18 protein-coding genes are annotated in these 20,260 nt (G+C 70.5%); 12 read left to right on the forward strand and 6 right to left on the reverse strand.

Annotated elements, in window-relative coordinates:
- Window positions 1-68: 68 nt before the first annotated feature.
- A complete protein-coding gene (locus ACIP6U_RS41520; protein WP_401727952.1) occupies window positions 69-1,514 on the forward strand; it encodes an MFS transporter in 1,446 nt (481 codons plus the stop codon).
- On the opposite strand, the gene ACIP6U_RS41525 is transcribed toward ACIP6U_RS41520, so the two are convergent.
- Together ACIP6U_RS41525 and ACIP6U_RS41530 are read right to left on the reverse strand one after the other, a co-directional pair.
- Window positions 1,417-2,025 (reverse strand): DUF1349 domain-containing protein, encoded by a 609-nt coding sequence (locus tag ACIP6U_RS41525; RefSeq protein WP_401727954.1) that lies wholly within the window; start codon window positions 2,023-2,025, stop codon window positions 1,417-1,419. The two genes, ACIP6U_RS41520 and ACIP6U_RS41525, sit on opposite strands and share 98 nt — an antisense overlap.
- 104 nt (window positions 2,026-2,129) lie before the next feature.
- A complete protein-coding gene (locus ACIP6U_RS41530) occupies window positions 2,130-3,659 on the reverse strand; it encodes an aldehyde dehydrogenase (NADP(+)) (RefSeq protein WP_401727956.1) in 1,530 nt (509 codons plus the stop codon).
- Window positions 3,660-3,796: 137 nt separating this feature from the next.
- Here ACIP6U_RS41530 and ACIP6U_RS41535 point away from each other — a divergent pair, with 137 nt between their 5' ends.
- The 4 genes from ACIP6U_RS41535 to ACIP6U_RS41550 are packed head-to-tail and all read left to right on the forward strand — an operon-like array spanning window position 3,797 to window position 7,116.
- A complete protein-coding gene (locus tag ACIP6U_RS41535) occupies window positions 3,797-4,570 on the forward strand; it encodes an IclR family transcriptional regulator (RefSeq protein ID WP_124002368.1) in 774 nt (257 codons plus the stop codon).
- 4 nt (window positions 4,571-4,574) lie between these two features.
- On the forward strand, window positions 4,575-5,045 hold the full coding sequence (locus tag ACIP6U_RS41540; protein ID WP_401727958.1) for a GNAT family N-acetyltransferase: 471 nt from the start codon (window positions 4,575-4,577) through the stop codon (window positions 5,043-5,045).
- Window positions 5,046-5,090: 45 nt separating this feature from the next.
- The gene (locus ACIP6U_RS41545) at window positions 5,091-6,413 is read left to right on the forward strand and encodes a sensor histidine kinase (RefSeq protein ID WP_401727959.1); all 1,323 of its coding nucleotides are present in this window, start codon (window positions 5,091-5,093) and stop codon (window positions 6,411-6,413) included.
- 31 nt (window positions 6,414-6,444) lie between these two features.
- On the forward strand, window positions 6,445-7,116 hold the full coding sequence (locus tag ACIP6U_RS41550) for a response regulator (RefSeq protein ID WP_401727961.1): 672 nt from the start codon (window positions 6,445-6,447) through the stop codon (window positions 7,114-7,116).
- Between the two features lie 17 nt (window positions 7,117-7,133).
- Here the strand turns inward: ACIP6U_RS41550 and ACIP6U_RS41555 are convergent, their stop codons facing one another.
- Window positions 7,134-8,111, reverse strand: coding sequence for an Lrp/AsnC family transcriptional regulator (locus tag ACIP6U_RS41555; RefSeq protein ID WP_401727963.1), 978 nt, complete (start codon window positions 8,109-8,111; stop codon window positions 7,134-7,136).
- A 107-nt stretch (window positions 8,112-8,218) separates the two neighbouring features.
- Between ACIP6U_RS41555 and ACIP6U_RS41560 the strand changes: the two genes are divergently transcribed.
- Entirely contained in the window at window positions 8,219-9,067 is an 849-nt protein-coding gene (locus tag ACIP6U_RS41560; RefSeq protein ID WP_401727965.1) for a PhzF family phenazine biosynthesis protein, read from the forward strand.
- A gap of 9 nt (window positions 9,068-9,076) precedes the next feature.
- On the opposite strand, the gene ACIP6U_RS41565 is transcribed toward ACIP6U_RS41560, so the two are convergent.
- Window positions 9,077-9,538 carry an Lrp/AsnC family transcriptional regulator gene (locus ACIP6U_RS41565; protein ID WP_401727966.1) on the reverse strand — a complete coding sequence of 154 codons (462 nt, stop codon included), beginning with the start codon at window positions 9,536-9,538 and terminating at the stop codon, window positions 9,077-9,079.
- Window positions 9,539-9,690: 152 nt separating this feature from the next.
- On the opposite strand from ACIP6U_RS41565, the gene ACIP6U_RS41570 reads away from it, so the two are divergent.
- The 3 genes from ACIP6U_RS41570 to ACIP6U_RS41580 all read left to right on the forward strand — a co-directional run bounded on the left by ACIP6U_RS41570 (window position 9,691) and on the right by ACIP6U_RS41580 (window position 13,794).
- Window positions 9,691-10,863 carry a trans-sulfuration enzyme family protein gene (locus tag ACIP6U_RS41570; protein WP_401727967.1) on the forward strand — a complete coding sequence of 391 codons (1,173 nt, stop codon included), beginning with the start codon at window positions 9,691-9,693 and terminating at the stop codon, window positions 10,861-10,863.
- A gap of 93 nt (window positions 10,864-10,956) precedes the next feature.
- Entirely contained in the window at window positions 10,957-12,264 is a 1,308-nt protein-coding gene (locus ACIP6U_RS41575; protein WP_401727969.1) for an amidohydrolase family protein, read from the forward strand.
- A 72-nt stretch (window positions 12,265-12,336) separates the two neighbouring features.
- Window positions 12,337-13,794, forward strand: coding sequence for a peptidoglycan D,D-transpeptidase FtsI family protein (locus tag ACIP6U_RS41580; protein WP_401727971.1), 1,458 nt, complete (start codon window positions 12,337-12,339; stop codon window positions 13,792-13,794).
- Window positions 13,795-13,822: 28 nt separating this feature from the next.
- Here ACIP6U_RS41580 and ACIP6U_RS41585 read toward each other — a convergent pair whose 3' ends face one another.
- Entirely contained in the window at window positions 13,823-15,274 is a 1,452-nt protein-coding gene (locus ACIP6U_RS41585; protein WP_401727972.1) for an NCS2 family permease, read from the reverse strand.
- Between the two features lie 173 nt (window positions 15,275-15,447).
- On the opposite strand from ACIP6U_RS41585, the gene ACIP6U_RS41590 reads away from it, so the two are divergent.
- The 3 genes from ACIP6U_RS41590 (at window position 15,448) to ACIP6U_RS41600 (ending at window position 19,440) form a co-directional block, all read left to right on the forward strand.
- Complete coding sequence (locus tag ACIP6U_RS41590; RefSeq protein WP_401727974.1) at window positions 15,448-16,014, forward strand: SigE family RNA polymerase sigma factor; 567 nt, start codon at window positions 15,448-15,450, stop codon at window positions 16,012-16,014.
- Complete coding sequence (locus ACIP6U_RS41595; protein WP_401727975.1) at window positions 16,011-16,859, forward strand: hypothetical protein; 849 nt, start codon at window positions 16,011-16,013, stop codon at window positions 16,857-16,859. The genes ACIP6U_RS41590 and ACIP6U_RS41595 overlap by 4 nt, the downstream gene beginning before the upstream one ends.
- Before the next feature lie 376 nt (window positions 16,860-17,235).
- The gene (locus ACIP6U_RS41600) at window positions 17,236-19,440 is read left to right on the forward strand and encodes a family 43 glycosylhydrolase (RefSeq protein ID WP_401727976.1); all 2,205 of its coding nucleotides are present in this window, start codon (window positions 17,236-17,238) and stop codon (window positions 19,438-19,440) included.
- A 3-nt stretch (window positions 19,441-19,443) separates the two neighbouring features.
- Here ACIP6U_RS41600 and ACIP6U_RS41605 read toward each other — a convergent pair whose 3' ends face one another.
- Window positions 19,444-20,241, reverse strand: coding sequence for an HAD family acid phosphatase (locus ACIP6U_RS41605; protein ID WP_401727977.1), 798 nt, complete (start codon window positions 20,239-20,241; stop codon window positions 19,444-19,446).
- Window positions 20,242-20,260: the final 19 nt, after the last annotated feature.

Below are 20,260 nucleotides of genomic sequence, written 5' to 3' on the forward strand. Positions count from 1 at the left end.
CCAGAACCTCCGGATGCATGGCGTTCAGGCCACTACCGTACCCGTGCCGAGATCAGCAGCATGAGGACATGCCCACCGACCGGACCTTCCTGCACAAGCAACCAGTCGACACCCGGAGCGAGTTGAAGGAGTCGCGTCCCTCTCCCGGCCTCACCCTCACCGCCGCTCTCCTCGGTTTCTCGCTGATCACCCTCGACTCGTCCGTGGTGAACGTGGCCCTGCCCTCGATCGGCTCCGCGCTCGGCGGCGGGATGTCGGGCCTGCAGTGGGTGGTGGACGCGTACACGCTCGCGTTCGCCGCCCTGATGCTCTCCACCGGGGCCTTCGCGGACCGGGCCGGGGCGAGCCGCGCCTACGCCCTGGGCATCGCGGTGTTCACGCTGGCCTCGGCGGCGTGCGGTCTCGCGCCGAACCTGCCGACGCTGATCGGGGCGCGGGTGGCGCAGGGGGCGGCGGCGGCCGTGGTGCTGCCGGCCTCGCTCGCCCTGGTCCGGCAGGCGTACGCCGATCCGGCACGCCGGTCCCGGGCGGTGGCGACATGGTCGGCGGGCGGCGCGGTGGCGCTGGCCCTGGGTCCGGTCGCGGGCGGCACGCTGACGACGGCCTGGGACTGGCGGGCCGTCTTCTTCATCAACCTGCCGCTCGGCGCCCTGGCCCTGCTCCTGCTGGTCCGGGCGCCCCGCTCACCGCGCCGACCGGCCCCGCTGGACCTGCCGGGCCAGCTGACGGCGGTGATCACCCTCACCGCCGTCACGTTCGCGGTGATCGAGGGCGGCACGACGGGCCTCGTGGCGCTGGTGGTGGCCGTCGTGGCGGGCGCGGCCTTCCTCCTCGTCGAGTCGCGCCACCCCCACCCGGTGGTCCCGCTCGGTCTGTTCCGCGACCAGACCGTCTCGACGACCGTCGCCGCCGGCGCGGCCTGCAACGTGGCCTTCTACGGCATCGTCTTCGTCTTCTCCCTGTTCTTCCAGCAGGTCCAGGGCCGGTCCGCGCTCTACACCGGACTGATGTTCCTGCCGATGGCGGGCCTGATGCCGGTCACCAACGTGATCGCCGGCAAACTGGCGGGCCGCCACGGCCCCCGCCTCCCGATGCTGCTGGGCCAGTCCCTGGCGGCGGCCGGACTCCTGCTTCTGCTGTACGTCGACGAGGGCACGTCCGCGGTGCTGGTGGCGGTGCTCCTCGTACCGATGGCCGTCGGCTGCGCGCTGATGATCCCGCCGCTGACCGCGGCCATGATGGACGCGGTCCCGGCCGAGCGGGCCGGCCTCGCGGCGGGCGTGTTCAACTCGGCCCGTCAGGTGGCGGGCGGCCTCGGCATCGCGGTGTTCGGAGCGCTGGTGGGCAACGGATTCACCGGCGGCCTGCGGGTGAGCCTCGCCATCGGCGCGGCCCTGCTTCTCCTGACGCTCCTGCTCAGCTTCCGTCGCGCAGGTCGCTGGGCCAGCTGTCCCGGAACTCGATGTGGTCGTACGTCACGACACACCCCTCCCCCATCGGCGACTGCGTCATGAACCCGACGAGCGCCGCGTCCGTCTCCTTCTCGGCGCCCAGTGTGAAGAGCCGGACGAAGGTCCACCGCTCTCCGTCACGGGAGGCGTGGAAGGCGAAGGCCCGTCCGGTCCGGCTGACCCGCAGCCACACCGAACTCCCCTCCACGCTGAAGGAGTTGGCGTCATCGGAGTGTCCCCGGGTGACCACCGTGCAGACGGTCGGCACATCCGGGGAGTACTCCAGGCAGAGCTTCGCCCAGGCCCGGTCACCGACATGGACGTAGAGCACCCCGGCATCGAAGGCCCCGGCGAACCCGACGGTGACCCGGGCGATCAGCTGAAAGTCCCCGTCCGGCGCCCCGAGCAACCTGGGCGCGTCGGCAGCGGGATCCAGTCCCTCATCGGTAGGCGGCACGAATCGATCCTGCCGGGGCCCGGCCCACCCGGTGAGAATGCCGTCTTCATAGGACCAGTTGCCGGAGGGACCATAGGTACGGAGGGCGAAGGGCAGTTCGGAAAGTTCCAAGTCCATCCACTGATTCAACCAGGTTCAGCATGCCTACCCAGGGGCGCGGGGAACTGCGCGACAAGCCACAGCGCACCCGCACCCCGAAGCGCATCCGCACCCCTACGGCGCTACCGCTCCAACCGCCCATCAAACCGACGGGGCAGCCCCAACGGGTTGTCGTCTTTCAACTCAGCCGGCAACAAAGCCTCCGGCACCCCCTGGTAGGCAACCGGCCGCATCCACCGCTCGATAGCCGTCCCACCGACGGAGGTCGACGTGGACGTGGTCGCCGGATAAGGCCCCCCATGATGCTGAGCCGGGGCCACAGCAACACCCGTAGGCCACCCGTTCACCAGCACCCGCCCCGCAAGCGGCGTCAACTCGGCCAGAATCTCCGCGCCCCGCCCCTCACCGTCCGCTTCCTCGGAAGACAGATGAACCGTCGCCGTCAGATTCCCCGGCAGCCGGGAAAGCACTCCCCGCAGCTCGTCCTCGTCCTCATAGCGAGCGACAACCGTCACCGGCCCGAAGCACTCCTCGAGCAGCAGGTCGTACGCCCCCTCCGCGGCCAGCTTCTCCGCAGCCACCGTGAGGAACCCCGCACTGACGGTGTGCCGGCTCCCTGCCCCGGGAGTGACCGGCGACTCGACCTCGGCCAACTCGGCCCGTTCGGCGACGCCGGCGATGAAGTTGTCCCGCATCCGGTGGTCGAGAAGCACTCCGGCGTCCGTGTCGCTGACCGCGTCCGTCAGCGACTTCACCAGCCGGTCGCCCGCCGCACCGGCAGGCGCGAACACGATCCCGGGCTTCACGCAGAACTGCCCGACACCCAGCGTCATCGAGCCCGCGAGCCCCGTCCCGATCGCCTCGGCCCGCTCGGCCGCCGCCGCCTCGGTGATCACGACCGGGTTCAGGGAGCCCAGCTCACCGTGGAACGGAATCGGCGTCGGCCGCGCGGCGGCCGCGTCGAACAGCGCCCGCCCTCCGCGCACCGACCCGGTGAAGCCGGCCGCGCTGACCAGCGGGTGCTTGACCAGTTCGACGCCCGCCTCGAACCCGTGCACCAGACCGACGACACCGGCCGGGATGCCGTGCGCGGCGGCCGCCCGGCGCAGCACCTTGGCGACCAGCTCGGACAGCGCCGGGTGGTCGGGGTGCGCCTTGACGACGACCGGGCAGCCGGCGGCCAGTGCCGACGCCGTGTCGCCGCCCGCGACGGAGAAGGCGAAGGGGAAGTTGGAGGCCGAGTAGACGGCGACGACGCCCAGCGGCACCTTGTACCGGCGCAGGTCCGGGATCGGCGGGGTCGCGGTGGCGTCGGGGTGGTTGATGATCACGTCGAGGAAGGCGCCCTCGTCGACGATGCCGGCGAACGCGCGCAACTGGTAGCAGGTGCGGGCGAGTTCGCCGGTGAGCCGGACCGGGCCGAGCGCGGTCTCCGCGTCGGCGGTCTCGACGAGCCCGTCCTTGGCGGCTTCGAGCTGATCGGCGGCGGTGCGCAGGAAGGCCGAGCGGACCGCGCGGTCGGCGAGCGAGGCGCGCGCCTCGTGCGCGGCGCGTACGGTGGCGTCGACCTCCTGGGCTGTGGCCTCCACCGCAACCTGCTCGCGCTGCTTCCCGGTACGGGGGTCGACACTCCAGACTGGTGCTGCTGCCACCGCGGGTCCCTCCAGGTAAATCTGGCGACGTACTATCTGGGTCATTTCACCAGGGTCGTTCGATATGCTGAACGCTGTCTCTGATGATGAATATGCTGTTGGAGACTATTTCCCGTCCAACGAAGGGGTCAAGGGCGATGTCGGCAGGCGAGACAGGCGGCGGGGCGCAGGTCAAGTCCGCGGTGCGGACCGTTGAATTGCTGGAGTACTTCGCCGGTCGCCCCGGTATGCACTCGCTCGCGTCGGTGCAGGAGGCCGTCGGATATCCCAAGTCCAGCCTGTACATGTTGCTGCGCACTCTGGTCGAACTGGGCTGGGTGGAGACGGACGCGACGGGCACGCGGTACGGGATCGGCGTACGGGCGCTGCTGGTCGGCACGTCCTACATCGACGGCGACGAGGTGGTCGCGGCGGCGCGGCCGACGCTGGACCGGCTCTCGGACGACACGACCGAGACGATCCACCTGGCCCGCCTGGACGGCACGAACGTGGTGTACCTGGCCACCCGCCAGTCGCAGCACTATCTGCGCCCGTTCACCCGGGTCGGCCGCCGGCTGCCCGCGCACTCGACCTCGCTGGGCAAGGCGCTGCTGAGCACCTACAGCGACGAGCAGGTCCGCAAGATGCTGCCCGAGACGCTGCCCGCGCTGACCGAGCACACGATCACCGACCGCGAGAAGCTGATCGAGGAGCTCAACCAGATCCGGGAGCAGGGCTTCGCGGTGGACCGCGAGGAGAACACGCTGGGGCTGCGCTGCTTCGGTGTGGCGATCCCGTACCGCACCCCGGCACGGGACGCGATCAGCTGCTCGGTGCCGGTGGCGCGGCTGACGCCCGCGCACGAACAGATGGTGAAGGACGCGCTGTTCGACGCGCGCGACCGGCTGACGCTGGCGACCCGGAGGCTCTGAACGCATGGACGTCGTACTGCGCCCGGTCCACGACAGCGATCTGCCGGTCTTCTACCGGCAGTTGAACGACCCCGAGTCGCTGCGCATGGCCGCCTTCACGCCCGCGGACCCGGCCGACCGGGACGCCTTCGACGCGCACTGGAAGAAGATCCGGGCCTCCTCCGCCATCCAGTGGGCCATCCTCGCCGACGGTGACGTGGTCGGCAGCGCGGGGCTGTACGGGGAGCCGGGCGAGCTCGAGGTCACCTACTGGGTGGACCGCGCCTACTGGGGACAGGGCATCGCCACGGCCGCGCTGCGGGCGCTGCTCGCCGAGCGACCCGAACGCCCGCTGTACGCACGGGCGGCGGCGGACAACGCGGGGTCCCGGCGGGTGCTGGAGAAGTGCGGCTTCCGGGTCACGGCGCACACGAGCGGGTACGCGAACGCGCGCGGCGAGGAGATCGACGAGGTCGTGCTGACGCTGGAGGGTTGAGGACCGTTGCGGCGGTTCGAGGGGGACGGCCCGACGGACGGGGCGGTGGCCGGAACGACAGTCGGGTCGACGGCCGGATCGCCGGTCGGATCGCCGGTCGGGGTACGGGAGTTCGCCCGTCTGCTGTTCGGACGACGGGCCCGGCTGCGCTGGGTCCATCTGATCCTCGGCGGCGCGCTCGCCATGCCGTACGTCCTGCTCGGCGAGGCCTTCGTCGGTCCGATCACCGGCTCGCAGAACGTCTTCGGGGACTTCCGTCTCCAACTCCTCTCCTTCGCCGCCGGGTTGCCGCTGGCCGCCGCCACCTCGCTGTTCCCGCTGACCCGACCGCTGGAGGCGAGCGCCGTCCGGTGGCTGTGCGGGGTCGACGCGAACCGGCTGGTCTACGGCCCCGCCCGCACCCGGGCCGCCAAGGGGCGGACGGCGGCCTGGTTCACGCTGCATCTCGGCTTCGGCGGGATCATCGCCGGGATGTCGCTGGCGGTACCCCCGTTCGCCGTCGTCCTGATCGTGCTGCCGCTGTTCGCGTGGCTGCGCGACAGCCGGCTCGGGCTGCCCGAAGTCCTCGACCACACCTGGGCGTTGGCGCTCTCGCCGGTCGCGGGCATCGCGTGCCTGCTCGCGCTCGCGGGGTGCGCGGCCGGTGCCGGGGCGCTGCTGGCGCGCTGGGCGCCGGCGCTGCTCGGGCCCGCCCCGGAGGACCGGCTCGCGGCGGCCGAGGCCCGCGCCGCCGACCTCGCGGTACGCAACCGGCTCGCCCGCGAACTGCACGACTCCGTCGGCCACGCGCTCAGCGCGGTCACCCTCCAGGCGAGTGCGGCCCGGCGCGTCCTGGACTCCGACCCGGAGTTCGTCCGCGAGGCGCTCGCCGCGATCGAGGACACCACCCGGCGGACCGTGGGCGAACTCGACGCCGTGCTGGGCGTGTTGAGGGACGGCGACACCCCGGGCAGCGGCCCGGCCCCCACCCTCGCCGCCGACCTCGACGGTCTGCTGCGCCGGGTCCGCGCGGGCGGCCTCCGGCTGACGGCGACCGTGCCCGCCGACCCCGACGCCCTGCCGCCGGTCCTGTCCCGCGAGGCCTACCGCATCGTCCAGGAGGGCCTGAGCAACGCGGTCCGGCACGCCGGCGACGACGTCGAGGTGACGCTGCGCGTCGAACTCACCGACGGCCACCTGGAGATCAGCGTCGAGAACCCCCTCGTCGACACCCTCACCCCGTCCAACTCCCCACGCCCCGGCGGCGGTCACGGACTGCGCGGCATCGCGGACCGGTCCCGGCTGCTGGGCGGGACGGCACGGGCGGGGCCGGACGGCACCGGGATGTGGTGTCTGCACGTACGCCTGCCGGTGAAGTTCCCGGCCTGAACCGCACCCGCCCGCCCTGGAGGACCCCCGCATGCCCCAACCCGAGCCCCGCCCCCCGATCCGGATCGTGCTCGCCGACGACGAGCGCATGGTCCGTACCGCGCTGCGCGCCATCCTCTCCGCCGAGCCCGATCTGGAGGTGGTCGGTGAGGCGGCGCGCGGGGACGAGGCGGTGGCCGTCGTGCGGGAGGTGCGGCCCGACGTCGTGCTCATGGACGTACGCATGCCCGGGATCGACGGCATCCGGGCCACCGAGGAGATCCTCGCCGCGCTCGACGAGCCGCCCCGGATCGTCGTCGTGACCACCTTCGAGAACGACTCCTACGTGTACGACGCGCTGCGCGCCGGAGCCGCCGGGTTCCTGCTGAAGCGGGCCGACGCCGACGCACTCGTCCAGGCGGTACGGCTCGTCGCTCGCAGCGACAACCTGCTGTTCCCGTCGGCGCTGCGGACGCTGGCCGCCGAGCACGCGCGCGCGTACGGGACGCCACCTGCGTGGGTGGCGCGGCTCACCGGCCGGGAGAGCGAGGTGCTGCGGCACCTGGCGGAGGGGCTGACGAACGCGGAGATCGCCCGTCGGATGGAGGTCGGCCCGGCCACCGTGAAGTCGCATGTGGCGGCCGTCCTGGCGAAGACCGGCACCAGGGACCGCACCCAGGCGGTGATCGCGGCGTACGAGGCGGGTTTCCTGCGCCCTTCCTGACGACGGCATGCGTGGGTTCAGAGACTCCCGGGGCGGACCAGGCCGGTCCTTTTGACCCCGCTCAGGAGAGGAGTGACCTCCATCGTGGAGACGTGGGTGAGGGCGCCGATGGTGTCGGTCAGGAAGTGGTAGAGGGCGTTGAGGTCGGCGACGGCGACGGCCACGAGGAGGTTGGCCGAGCCGGTGACGGCGGAGGCGAAGCGGACCTGGGGGTGACGGCTGACGACCCGGCCCGTCTCCTCCAGGCCGCCGGGAGCGACGGTGAGCCACAACAGCGCCTCGGTGCGGATGCCCAGCCGGGCGAGGTCGACCTCGGTCGCGAGTCTGATGACCTGGTCGCCGACGAGCGCGTCCAGCCGGCGCGCGGCGGTGAGTGCGGTGGTGTCGGCGCGGCGGGCGAGATCGGCGTAGGAGGCCCGTCCGTCCTCGACCAGGGCCGTGATCAGCGCGTGGTCGACGGGCCGGCGGGGAGAGTGGACGGCCGGGGCGGAGGCCTCCGGCCTCAGTTCGGTCAGTTCGGCTTCCGTCAGCAGGCCGCCGCTCCAGTCGAAGGCCGCCGGAAAGACCCGTAGCAGGACGTGCGAGGTCCACGACCGGACCGCGGGAGTGGCCGGAAGGTCGCGCAGCAGCAGCGAGTCGCGCGCGTCCGGCCCGTCCAGGAACAGGATCGTGCAGATCTCGTCGGCGCCGCCGAGGACGTCCACCCAGACGGTGTCGGGGCGGCGGGCCAGCGTGGCGGCGACCGCGCCGATCCGGTGGGGCCGGCACCGGATGCGCAGGGCCAGCGGAATCAGGTCGGGGAACCACACCGGGTTGCGTACGGCGGTGGCGCGCAGCGTCCTGTCGTGAAACAGCGGCGCCGCGCGACGCACCACGGTCCGCTCGGAGACGCCCAGGACGCGTCCGACCGTGCGCCACGAGGCCCGCGGGGACGCGAGCAGCGCCGCGGCGATCCGACGGTCCGTGTCGCTCAGCGGACGGCTTGCTTTCGGCATGTCTCCGGATCCTCCTCGGTCCACTTTGTTGTGACTGGCACTGTCCTCGCCATGCGGGCGTCCGTTGGGATGGACCCGCTTCCGCCGCAGCCGCTCGAAAGGCCCTGATGACCATGCCGCGTACCCGCCCGTTCGTGCAGGTCGACGTGTTCTCCACGACTCCCTATTCCGGCAACCCGGTCGCGGTCGTCCTGGACGGGACCGACGTGAGCGACGAGGAGATGCAGCGTCTGGCGCGCTGGACGAACCTGTCCGAGACCACGTTCGTGCTGCCGCCCACCGTCCCGGAGGCGGACTACCGGCTGCGGATCTTCACGCCCGACGGTGAGCTGCCGTTCGCCGGGCACCCCACCCTCGGCTCCGCGCGCGCCTGGCTGGCGGACGGCGGTGCGCCGCGGCACGCCGACCACATCGTGCAGGAGTGCGCCGCAGGACTGGTCACCGTGCGCCGCGGCGAGGACGCCCTGGCCTTCGCCGCCCCGCCACGGGTGCGTGAGGGCGCGCTCGGCGACGACGACCTGGACCGGTTCGTGGCCGCGTTCGGCATCACGCGGGACCGGGTCGTGGCCCACCAGTGGGTCGACAACGGTCCCGGCTGGGCCGTGCTCCACCTGTCCACGGCCGAGGAGGTCCTCGCCCTCGAACCCGACCTCTCCCTCATCCCGACCGCGATGGTCGGCGCGATCGGGGCCTACCCGGACGGGTCCCCGCACCGCTTCGAGCTGCGTACCTTCGCTCCCGGCGTCGGCGTGCCCGAGGACCCGGCGTGCGGCAGCATGAACGCCGCCGTCGGCCAGTGGCTCACCTCCACCGGCGCCGCGCCGGCCTCCTACCGGGTCTCCCAGGGCACACGCCTGGGACGGGCCGCGAGCATCGAGGTCACCGCCGACCCGGACGGCACGGTCTGGGTCAGCGGCGCGACCGTCGTGTGCGTCCAGGGCACGATCACGCTCTGACCGTCGCGGTCATACGGTGCCGGCGCCCGTGCCGGTTTCGGCGGTGAGCGTCTTCATCGTGACGTAGCTGCTCACCGTCGCCACGCCGTGCAGGGTGGCCAGCTGGTTGGCGTGGAAGTCCTCGTAGGCGGGCAGGTCGGCGACCTCGACCTGGAGGAGGTAGTCGAAGTTGCCGGTGATGTGGTGGCAGGCGACCACTTCGGGCAGCCGGGTGACTCCTCGCTCGAAGGCGACCACGTCCGCGCGGGTGTGCCGGACCAGGCGCACCCCCGCGAAGACCCGCAGACCGCGGCCGACCGCGGCGGGGTCGATCAGGGCGCGGTAGCCGCGGATGACCCCGGACTCCTCCAGCTGCCGCACCCGCCGCAGACAGGGTGAGGGGGACAGCCCGACCCGGGCGGCCAGCTCGTTGTTGCTGATGCGGCCGTGCTGTTCGAGCACGGCCAGAATCGACCGGTCCACTTCGTCCATGGTGGCAGATTATTGCTCTGGCAGCCCGCCTACCACAATCATGCGCCAGCGGTGAGCGCAATTTGCTGCCAACATTGCCGAGATCCGGCCTGATCCGAGCGCCGGTCGGTCACGCTTCCAGGAGTCGTACGGACTCCACGGAAAGGGCCGCCATGCCGGGCAGGAGCACCATCACCGTTCACGCCGACCGCGAGGTCCACCCCAGCCGTGCCGTGGCGTCGCCCATCTACCAGACGGCGGCGTTCGCGGCCGACGACTCGGAGACGTTCGCGCGGGGTGCCGTCGAGCCGCGCGGCAAGGACTTCTACACCCGCTTCGGCAACCCGAACCACGCCCAGGTCGCCGCCGTCGTCGCCGAACTGGAGAACACCGAGGCGGCCCTGGTCACCGCGTCCGGGATGGCCGCGCTCACCACGTCCGTGCTGGCCCTGGTGTCCGCCGGCGACCATGTCATCGGGCAGAGGTCCACGTACGGCGGCACGGCGTCGGTGCTGCTGAACCTGCTGCCGCGGCTCGGGGTGGAGACCACGCTGGTGGACCAGACCGACCCGGAGGCGTTCGCGAGGGCGCTGACCCCGCGGACCCGCCTGATCCTGGTGGAGTCCCCGAGCAACCCGCTGCTGCAGATCACCGACCTGCGCGCCGTGGCCGAACTGGCCCGTGCGCACGACGTGTTGACCATGGCGGACAACACCTTCGCCACCCCGCTGAACCAGCGGCCGACGGAGTTCGGCATCGACCTGGTCTGGCACAGCGCGACCAAGTACCTCAACGGCCATTCGGACGTGTCCGCCGGAGTGCTGGCCGGTCCTGCCGAAATCCTGGACCGCGTATGGGACGTCGGTCTGCTCACCGGTGCCACGCTCGGCCCGATCGACGCGTGGCTGCTGCTGCGCGGCATGCGCACCCTGCCGCTGCGGGTGCCGCGGCACAACGCCAACGGCCTGGCGCTCGCGGAGGCGCTGAGCGCGCATCCGGCGGTGACGAAGGTGCACTACCCGGGGCTGGCGACCCACGCCCAACACAAGCTGGCCGCCGGCCAGATGAGCGGTTTCGGCGGGGTGCTCGGCATCGAGTTCGCCGGTGGTTTCGAGATGGCGGACGCCTTCCTCGGCCGGCTGCGCTACCCCCGCAGGTCGGCAAGCCTCGGCGGCGTGGAGTCGCTGGCCGTGCATCCGGCGTCCATGTGGCGCGGAATGCTCAGCGAGCAACAGCTGGCGGAATCGGTGCCGTTGGGCCTGGTCCGCCTGGCCGCCGGCACGGAGGACACGGCCGATCTGGTCGCCGACGCGCTCGAAGCGGCGGACGCGGTGGCAGCGCGATGACGGCGGTGGCGACGCGATGACGGCGGTGCCGGCCGCGGGGGCGACACCTCGCCTCCTCCCTCAACTCACCTGTTTCGCAAAGGAGATCCCCCGATGACGACCAAGACCCTGCTCACCGGCGGCACCGTGGTCAGCATGGACCCGGCCGTCGGCGATCTCGAACGCGGTGACGTGCTGATCGAGGACGGCGCGATCGTCGCGGTCGCCGCGCACATCGACGCGCCGGACGCCGAGGTGATCGACGCGACCGACCGGATCGTCATGCCCGGCTTCGTCGACAACCACCGCCACTCCTGGCAGACCGCGTTCCGCGGCGTGGGCGCGGACTGGACGTTCCCCGAGTGGGCGCGGGCCATGCACGGCACGGTCAAGCCCCACTACGAGCCCGAGGACGTCTACGCGGGCACCCTGCTCGGCCGCCTGGAGGCCCTGCACTCCGGGGTGACCACGATGCTCGACTGGTACCACGTCGCGCAGAGCCACGCGCACGAGGACGCCGCCGTCGCCGCGCTGCGGGACGCGCCGGGGCGGTCGATCTTCTGCCTCGGGGCCGGCTGGGGCACCGCGGACGCCGTCGACTCCGACATCCGCCGCGTCCGCGCCGAGCTGGCCGGGGACGGCCTGGTCACCATGGCGCTGGGGCTGCGCGGCGCGGACGACACCGGCATGGACACCATCGCCCGGGAGCTGAAGCTGGCGGCCGAACTCGGCCTGCGCACCAGCCTGCACGTCGACGGTGACGGGGCGAGCGGCGGCGACGGCACGCGGCGCCCGGTCGCCGATCTGCACGAGCACGGCCTGCTGCGGGACACCACCACGTTCGTGCACGCCAACGGGCTCGGTGACGAAGAGCTGCGGATGCTCGCCGACGCGGGCAGCTCGGTGTCGATCAGCCCGGACGTCGAACTGAAGATGGGCTTCGGCTGGCCGATGACCGGCCGGGTGCTGGCCGCGGGCCTACGCCCGACACTGTCCGTCGACGACGTCCCCTCGGTCGGCGGCGACATGTTCTCCACCCTGCGTACGGCCCTCGCCGTGCAGCGCGGTCTGGACGGCGGCCTGCGCTGCCGGGACCTGCTGGAGTTCACCACCGTCGACGCGGCCCGGTCCTGCGGCCTCGGCACCCGCACGGGCAGCCTCACGCCCGGCAAGGACGCCGACGTCGTCCTGCTGCGCACCGACGACCTGACCGTCTTCCCGGTCACCGACCCGGCCGGCACGATCGTCAGCGCCGGCCACCCCGGGCTGGTCGACACCGTCCTGGTCGCCGGCCGGGTGGTCAAGCGCGACGGCGCGCTGGTGGGCGTGGACCTGCCGGCGCTCCGCACCCGCCTGCTCGACTCCCGCAACCGGATCGCGGCCGCCGCCGGCATCCCGCTGGACGGTACGTGGCGCCCGTAACAACCTGAGAAAGATGAGAAATACGGTCGGACGGGAACGATTCGCTCGTTCCCGCTCGTCCTCCTCAGCAGCATGAACAGGACGATCAGGCGAACGTCCGTCTTCGTGCTGCTCCTGGTGTTCGCCCTGCTGATCAGGGCGACCTGGGTGCAGTTCTACGACGGCCAGGCGCTCGCGGACGACAAGGACAACCGGCGCAACGCGATCGAGACGTACGCGGACCCGCTCGGGAACATCATCGTGGGCGGGGACTCGATCACCGGCTCCACGCGGACCAAGGGCGGAGACCTCGCGTACAAACGGACGTACAAGGACGGTTCGCTGTACGCGGCGGTGACGGGCTATGCCTCGCAGAGCTACGCGCCGACACAGCTGGAGGGCATCTACCAGGATCTCCTCAACGGCACGGACAGCCGGCTGAAGACCGTGATGGACACGGTCACCGACCAGCGGGCCGCTCCGGGCAACGTGGTCACGACGATCGACCCGGACGTGCAGAAGGCCGCGTACGACGCGCTCGGCGACAAGAAGGGCGCCGCCGTCGCGATCGATCCGAAGACCGGCAAGATCCTGGCGGTCGTCTCGACACCGTCGTACGACCCGACCTCGCTGACCGACGCCAACACGGCCGGTACGGCGTGGAAGAAGCTGAACGCGGACCCGGACAAGCCGCTGACCAACCGCGCGCTGCGCCAACCGCTGCCGCCCGGCTCGACGTTCAAGCTGGTCGTGGCGGCGGCCGCGCTGGAGGACGGGCTGTACGCGAACGTGGACACGAAGACCGACAGCCCGGATCCGTACACGCTGCCGGGCACGACCACGGTCCTGGCGAACGAGAACACGTCCGCGCCCTGCGAGAACGCCACGATCCGCACCGCGCTGCGCTACTCCTGCAACAACGTCTTCGCGAAGATGGCCTTCAATCTCGGCCAGGACAAACTGAAGGCGATGGCCGAGAAGTTCGGCTTCAACGACAGTCAACTGGACGTCCCCGTAAGGGCGTACACCAGCGTCTACCCCTCCGACATGGACAAGTCGTCCACGGCCCTGACGGGCATCGGCCAGTTCGACGTGACGGCGACGCCGCTCCAGATGGCCATGGTGTCGGCCGCGATCGCCAACGGCGGCAAGCTCGTCTCGCCGCACATGGTCTCGCAGATCACGAACAGCGGCGGTGACGTGCTGGAGAACTACGACGACCAGACCGACACGAAGCAGATCGTCAGCTCCTCCACCGCCGAGCAGTTGCAGTCCGCGATGCAGACGGTCGTCGAGGACGGCACCGGGACGAACGCGCAGATCGACGGCGTCACCGTGGGCGGCAAGACGGGCACGGCCCAGCACGGCGAGAACAACGACCAGACGCCGTACGCCTGGTTCACCTCGTACGGCAAGTCCGACTCCGACGGCAAGGAGGTCGCCGTGGCGGTCGTGGTCGAGCAGTCCGACGCGGCCCGCTCGGAGGTCAGCGGAAACGGGCTGGCCGCCCCCGTGGCCAAGGCCGTGATGGAGGCGGCGCTCAAGAACTGACGTACCCGTGGGGCTAGTTGACCCTGTGCTACTTCACGCCCAGGATCTGCTCCACCGGGTCGATCGCGAAGTACACGAGGAACAGGGCCGAGACGCCCCACAGCAGCCAGTGCACCTCCTTGGCCTTCCCGAGGACCGCCTTGATGAGGACGTAGGCGAGGAAGCCCGCGCCGATGCCGTCGGTGATGGAGTACGTGAACGGCATCGCGGCGATGGTCAGGAACGCCGGGATGGCGATCTCGTACTTGTCCCAGTCGATGTGCTTGACGTGGGTCATCATCAGGAAGCCCACGGCGATCAGCGCGGGCGCCGCGGCCTGGAGCGGGACGATGGTCAGCAGCGGCGTGAGGAAGAGCGCGAGACCGAAGAGGCCGCCCGTGATCAGGTTGGCGAAGCCGGTGCGGGCGCCCTCGCCGACGCCGGCCGCGGACTCGATGTACGCGGTGTTGGAGGACGCGGAGCCGAGACCGCCGGCCACCGCCGCCGCGCCGTCGATGAACAGCACCCGCCCGATGCCGGGCACCTTGCCGTCGTCGTCGAGCAGTCCGGCCTCGGCGCTGATGCCGACGATCGTGCCCATGGCGTCGAAGAAGTCCGACAGGACCAGGGTGAAGACGAGCAGTACGGCGGTGATGACGCCGGCCTGCGCGAAGCCGCCGAACAGGCTGAAGTGACCGACGAGTCCGAAGTCCGGGGTGTCGACGATCTTGTCGGGGACCTTGGGTGTGGTCAGGCCCCAACTCTTGATGTCGGCGATCTCGTTGATGATGATCGCGACGATCGTCATGGTGACGATGCTGATCAGGATCGCGCCCTTCACCTTGCGGGCGATCAGCGCGATGGTGAGCAGCACGCCCACGCAGAACACCAGCACCGGCCAGCCGGTGAGCCGGCCGACCGCGCCCAACTGCACGGGCACGGTGGTGTTCGCGGCGTCCGGGATCCGGCTGACGAACCCTGCGTCGACGAAGCCGATGAAGGCGATGAACAGACCGATGCCGACGCCGATGGCCTGTTTGAGCTGGTGCGGGATGGCGTTCATGATCGCCTCGCGCAGCCCGGTGAGGACCAGGACGCAGATCAGGATGCCTTCCAGGACGACGAGGCCCATCGCGTCGTCCCAGCTCATCAGCGGGGCCAGCTGGAAGGCGACGACGGCGTTGAGGCCGAGGCCGGCGGCGATGGCGAGCGGGAGGTTGCCGCCGACGCCCATGATGATCGTCATCACACAGGCCACCAGGGCGGTGGCGGTGACCAGTTGACCGGTGTCGAGCTGGTGGCCGAACTTGTCCTTCGCGCTGCCGAGGATGATCGGGTTGAGGACGAGGATGTAGGCCATCGTGAAGAAGGTGGCGAAGCCGCCGCGAATCTCGCGTCCGAAACTGGATCCCCGTTCGGAGATCCGGAAGTACCTGTCGACGCTGTTCCCGGGTGGTGGTGCGGCGCTCGGCCGGTCGGCCACCTGCTGCGCTTCGGACATGACGGAACTCCTCGTTGCCTGATGATCTGTGCGCGGATGCTGGCTGGATTGTTCCCGCGTCCCAGGTGTTACAGGTTTTCTCCGTGTTACGGAATCAAAGTTGCGCAAGTGACGTCATGGAAGCGGTTACCATCGCATGCCATCGCCATGACATGCACACAGAAGGGGCCACCGTGGGGACAGTCGTCGACGACGCCGCCTCCGCGGAGTTCCACGCCTTCTTCGAACGGCACTACGCCGAACTCGCCCGTCTGGCCCATCTGTTGACCGGCGAGAAGGACGCCGCCGACGATCTGGCGGCGGACGCGCTGCTCGCCCTGTGGCACCGCTGGGACCGGGTCCGCGCCGCCGACCACCCGGTGGCGTACGCCCGCGGGGTGGTCGCCAACCTGGCCCGGTCCCGGATCCGCAGCGCGGTGCGGGAGCGTCGGCGGATCTCCCTGTTCTGGTCGCAGCGCGAGGAACAGATCGAGAACCCGGACGTGGCCGGTGTCGTCGATGTCCAGGAGGCGCTGCGCAGGCTGCCGTTCCGCAAGCGGGCGTGCGTGGTGCTGCGGCACGCGTTCGACCTCTCGGAGAAGGACACCGCGCTCGCGCTCGGGGTGTCCGTGGGTACGGTGAAGAGTCAGACGTCCAAGGGGATGGCCGAGCTGCAACGACTGCTGGGCACCCAGGGCGTGCCGCAGAAGGTGCATGCGGCGATGGTGCGCGGCGGCGCGAACGGAGGCCGGGAGCGATGAGGCGGCAGGACGTGCACGACGAGCTGCGCGCCCGGCTGCACGAGGCGGCCGAGGCGCACGAGCCGGACCGGGCGGGCATGCTGGCCCGGATCGAGCGGGGCATGAGCGAGCGGGACCGTCCGGACCACCGGTCGACGCGTCCGCCGGTGTGGAGTTGGGCGCGGGTGGTGGGTGCGACGGCCGCGGTGGCGGGCATGCTGGCGGTCGGCGGGTACGCGGTGGCGTCCGCGGTGAAGGACGACGCCGCCCCGCAGCAGCGGCAGACGGTCGCGGTCTCCCCGACGCCCGCGCCGTCGCCGGACGCCACGAGCCGGGCGCCGGTGCCGCCGGTACGGCAGACGCCGAGCGGGTCGGCGCAGTCGCACCGGGCGAGCGGCACCCCTTCTCCTACGCCCACTTCCTCCTCCCCCGTGCTGCCGGACACGGCCGGTGAGAGCGACGGCCCGGTGTGGTCGGACGGCTCGGTGGACCCGCACAGCAACGACTTCTGGGGGCAGAGCAACATCACGCTCAGGACGTCCGCGCAACTGACCTCGCTCACCGTCCGGTTGAAGGTCGCGCAGACCGGCGGGGTGTCGACGGCGGGTTCCTGGCGGTCGCTGCCGGAGCAGGACTTCACGCTGACGGTCGCCGAGCGGGGCGGGTTCCTCGTCTACACCTGGGTGCTCAAGGAGGGTCGTACGGTCCCCAAGGGCGAGTGGGTGTTCGCCGGGCAGTACAACCACGAGCGCGGCGGTCGGGACGCCGAGGACGACGGCTACACGGTCGAAGGCACGGCGGCGGGCCAACTGCGGTCCGTGGGCGGAGACTTCGCGAGTCACTCGAGTGACGAAGGCGACTCGTGACAACTTCCGGGAACAGCGCAACCTTTGACAGGTTCTGGGCATCTGATAGCACGTAGACACGCACAGCTGAGCGAATCTGCTACATCCCTCACCCAAAAGAGGGACAGTGGACCTGCTGACCTGAGCCCCCCTCGGTCAGCAGCAGAGCGCCCCGCCGGTGACGACCGGCGGGGCGCTCGACCTTTCGGGCGGCGGGCCGCGGCCGGGACGGCCCCCGCGGCCGAGCGGAGCGCGGTTGCCGCGCCTCACCGAAAGCAACCGAAACTTTCGCCACCCCGCATCGCCCGTCTACCGATTGACGTGCTGTTTCCCACTGGTGACACTCCCAAGGCGCGCAACACCCAACAGAAACCCCCACACTCAGACAGGATTGCCGATGCGCCCCAGAGCCGTGGTCGTCGCCTGCCTCACCCTCCTGCTCGCCCTGTTCACCGCGCCGCCCGGCAGCGCCCACTCAGGAGCCCCGCCCGTGAACCACCCCAAGTACGCCGGCTATCTCTTCGCCTACTTCACCGGCGAGGGCACGGCCGACGGCGAACAGATCCGCTACGCCCTCAGCCGCGGCAACGACCCCTTGCACTGGCGTGAGTTGAACCAGGGCAACCCGGTCCTGACGTCGACGATCGGCGAGAAGGGTCTGCGCGACCCGTTCGTGATCCGCTCCCCCAAGGGCGACAAGTTCTTCCTGATCGCCACCGACCTGCGCATGTACCAGAGCAGCAGCGGCAGTTGGGACGACGTCCAGCGGCACGGCAGCAAGTCGATCATGATCTGGGAGTCCACCGACCTGGTCCACTGGACCGACCAGCGCCTGGTGAAGGTGGCCCCGGACAGCGCGGGCAACACCTGGGCGCCGGAGGCCTATTGGGACGACTCGCTCGGAGAGTACGTCGTCTTCTGGGCGTCGAAGCTGTACGCCGACGACGACCCCGGGCACACGGGATCGACGTACAACAAGATGCTCTACGCGACCACGAAGGACTTCCGCACCTTCAGCGAGCCGAAGGTCTGGGACGACCCCGGGTACTCGGTGATCGACTCGACGGTCGTGAAGTACAAGGACACCTACTACCGCTACACCAAGGACGAGCGCGACCCGTCCTCCAGCTCGCCGTGCTCGAAGTTCATCACCGGCGAGAAGTCGACGAGTCTGACCTCGACCTCGTACGACTTCGTCGCCGACTGCATCGGCAGCGGTGCGATCGACCGCGGCGAGGGCCCGACGGTGTTCAAGTCCAACACCGAGAAGAAGTGGTACCTGTTCATCGACGAGTACGGCGGCCGCGGGTACGTCCCCTTCGAGACCACCGACCTCGACTCCGGCAACTGGACTCCCTCCACGAACTACCAGCTGCCCGCAAGTCCCCGGCACGGCACGGTACTTCCCGTGACGCAGAAGGAGTACGACCGGCTGCTCGCCGCCTACCCGAGCACGCCGACGTCGATCGTGGACGCGACCGCCAAGGGCCAGAAGGGGTACGCCGTCGTCACCGAGGCCGCCTCGAAGGTGGTGCTGCCGATGGAGCCGGGCACCGAACTCGCCCGCCTCGCGCCGGAGTTCGCCGTGGGCGAGGGCGCGCGGATCAGCCCCCGGTCCGGCACCCGGCACGACTTCCGCAAGCCGCAGCGCTACACGGTGACGGCCGCCGACGGCACGAGCCGCGTCTGGACGGTGGAGGCGGTGCCGACCCGAAGTCCGTCGCTCCCGGGCTTCAACGCCGACCCGGACGTGCACTATCTGGACGGCCGGTACTGGATCTACCCGACGACGGACGGCAACCAGGGCTGGAGCAGCACGAGTTTCAAGGCGTACTCGTCACGGGACCTGGTCCACTGGAAGGACCACGGGGTCATCCTCGACCTGGGTCCGGACGTGACGTGGGCCGACACGTACGCGTGGGCGCCGGCGATCGCCGAGCGCGACGGCAAGTACTACTTCTACTTCTGCGCCGAGCAGCAGATCGGGGTCGCGGTCGCCGACTCACCGGCCGGCCCCTTCAAGGACGCACTGGGCAAACCCCTTGTCCCCAAGGGCGGTTCGCTGAGCGGCCAGATGATCGACCCGGCCGTCTTCACGGACGACGACGGGACGTCGTATCTCTACTGGGGCAACGGTCACGGGTACGTGGTCCCGCTCAACGCCGACATGACGTCGTACGACCCGGCGAAGGTGAAGGACATCACCACGGACAACTTCCGTGAGGGTTCCTTCGTGGTCAAGCGCAAGGGCACGTACTACTTCATGTGGTCCGAGGACGACACCCGCAGCGAGAACTACCACGTGGCCTACGCGACGGGACCGTCCCCGCTCGGCCCGTGGACCAAGCGGGGGACGATCCTGTCGAAGCGTCCCGAGTACGGCATCCTCGGCACCGGTCACCACTCGGTGGTGAACACCCCCGGCACCGACGACTGGTACATCGTCTACCACCGGTTCGGCCTGAACGGACCGGGGAAGGCGGGCGGTGACGGTATGCACCGGGAGACCACGATCGACCGTCTGGAGTTCGCCCCGGACGGGACGATCAAGCCGGTGGTACCGACCCTGGAGTCGGTCCGGCCGGTGCGGTCCGTCAAGTGACCGTCAGCTGACGAAGTACGTCGGGTTCGGGATCTTGTACGTCTTGTCGGCGTAGCCGCCGTCGAGGTCCGAGTACTGGTCGCCGAAGTTGGCGACGATCTCGTACCCGAGGTCCTTCTCGATGTGCTTGCGGGTGCCGGACTTGTACTGCACGGTCGTGCAGGTCCAGGCGCCCGGCGTGGCGCAACCGCTCAGGTACGACGGCGGGTTGGCCGCGTCCTTGAGGAACATGTGACCGGCGTCGAGGTTCACGTCGGCGCCGATCTTCTTCAGGTTGTCGACGGCCGCGGTGCGCTGCGCCTCGCTCAGACCCGAGTTGTAGAAGACCTCTACACCCTTGGACTTCGCGTACGTCACCAGCTCCGCGCTGCCGAAGACGCCCGGGCGGTCGGCCTTGTTGACGTAGGCCGCCCAAGTGGCGGAGTTGTACGTGTAGTTGTACCGCTTCTCGTAGTCGAGGCTGAGCAGCAGCGTGTCGTCGATGTCGAAGACGACCGCGGGCTTGTCGCCCTTGTGGTGCGCCTTGCGGGCGGCCTGGTCGATGTACTTCTTCGCGGCCGAGTCGATCCGCGCCAGGTCCTTGGCGTACGGGCTGGTCGCGGACGCCTGGTAGACACCGTTGGCGTCGGCCGTGGTGCCGTAGTAGGCGTCGATGTCCTTCACCAGGAGCCCGATGTTGTAGGGCTCGTGGGTGGAGTTGGCCGTGGACTGTCCGGCCGTGGCGGCACCGGCTCCGTAGAGGCCGGCGCCGGCGAGGGCACAGGCGGCGGCGAGGGCCGCGAAACGCAGTGGCTTATGCATGACAGGTAGTTCTACGCGC

The organism is Streptomyces sp. NPDC088794, from assembly GCF_044750545.1.
GTDB lineage: Bacteria > Actinomycetota > Actinomycetes > Streptomycetales > Streptomycetaceae > Streptomyces.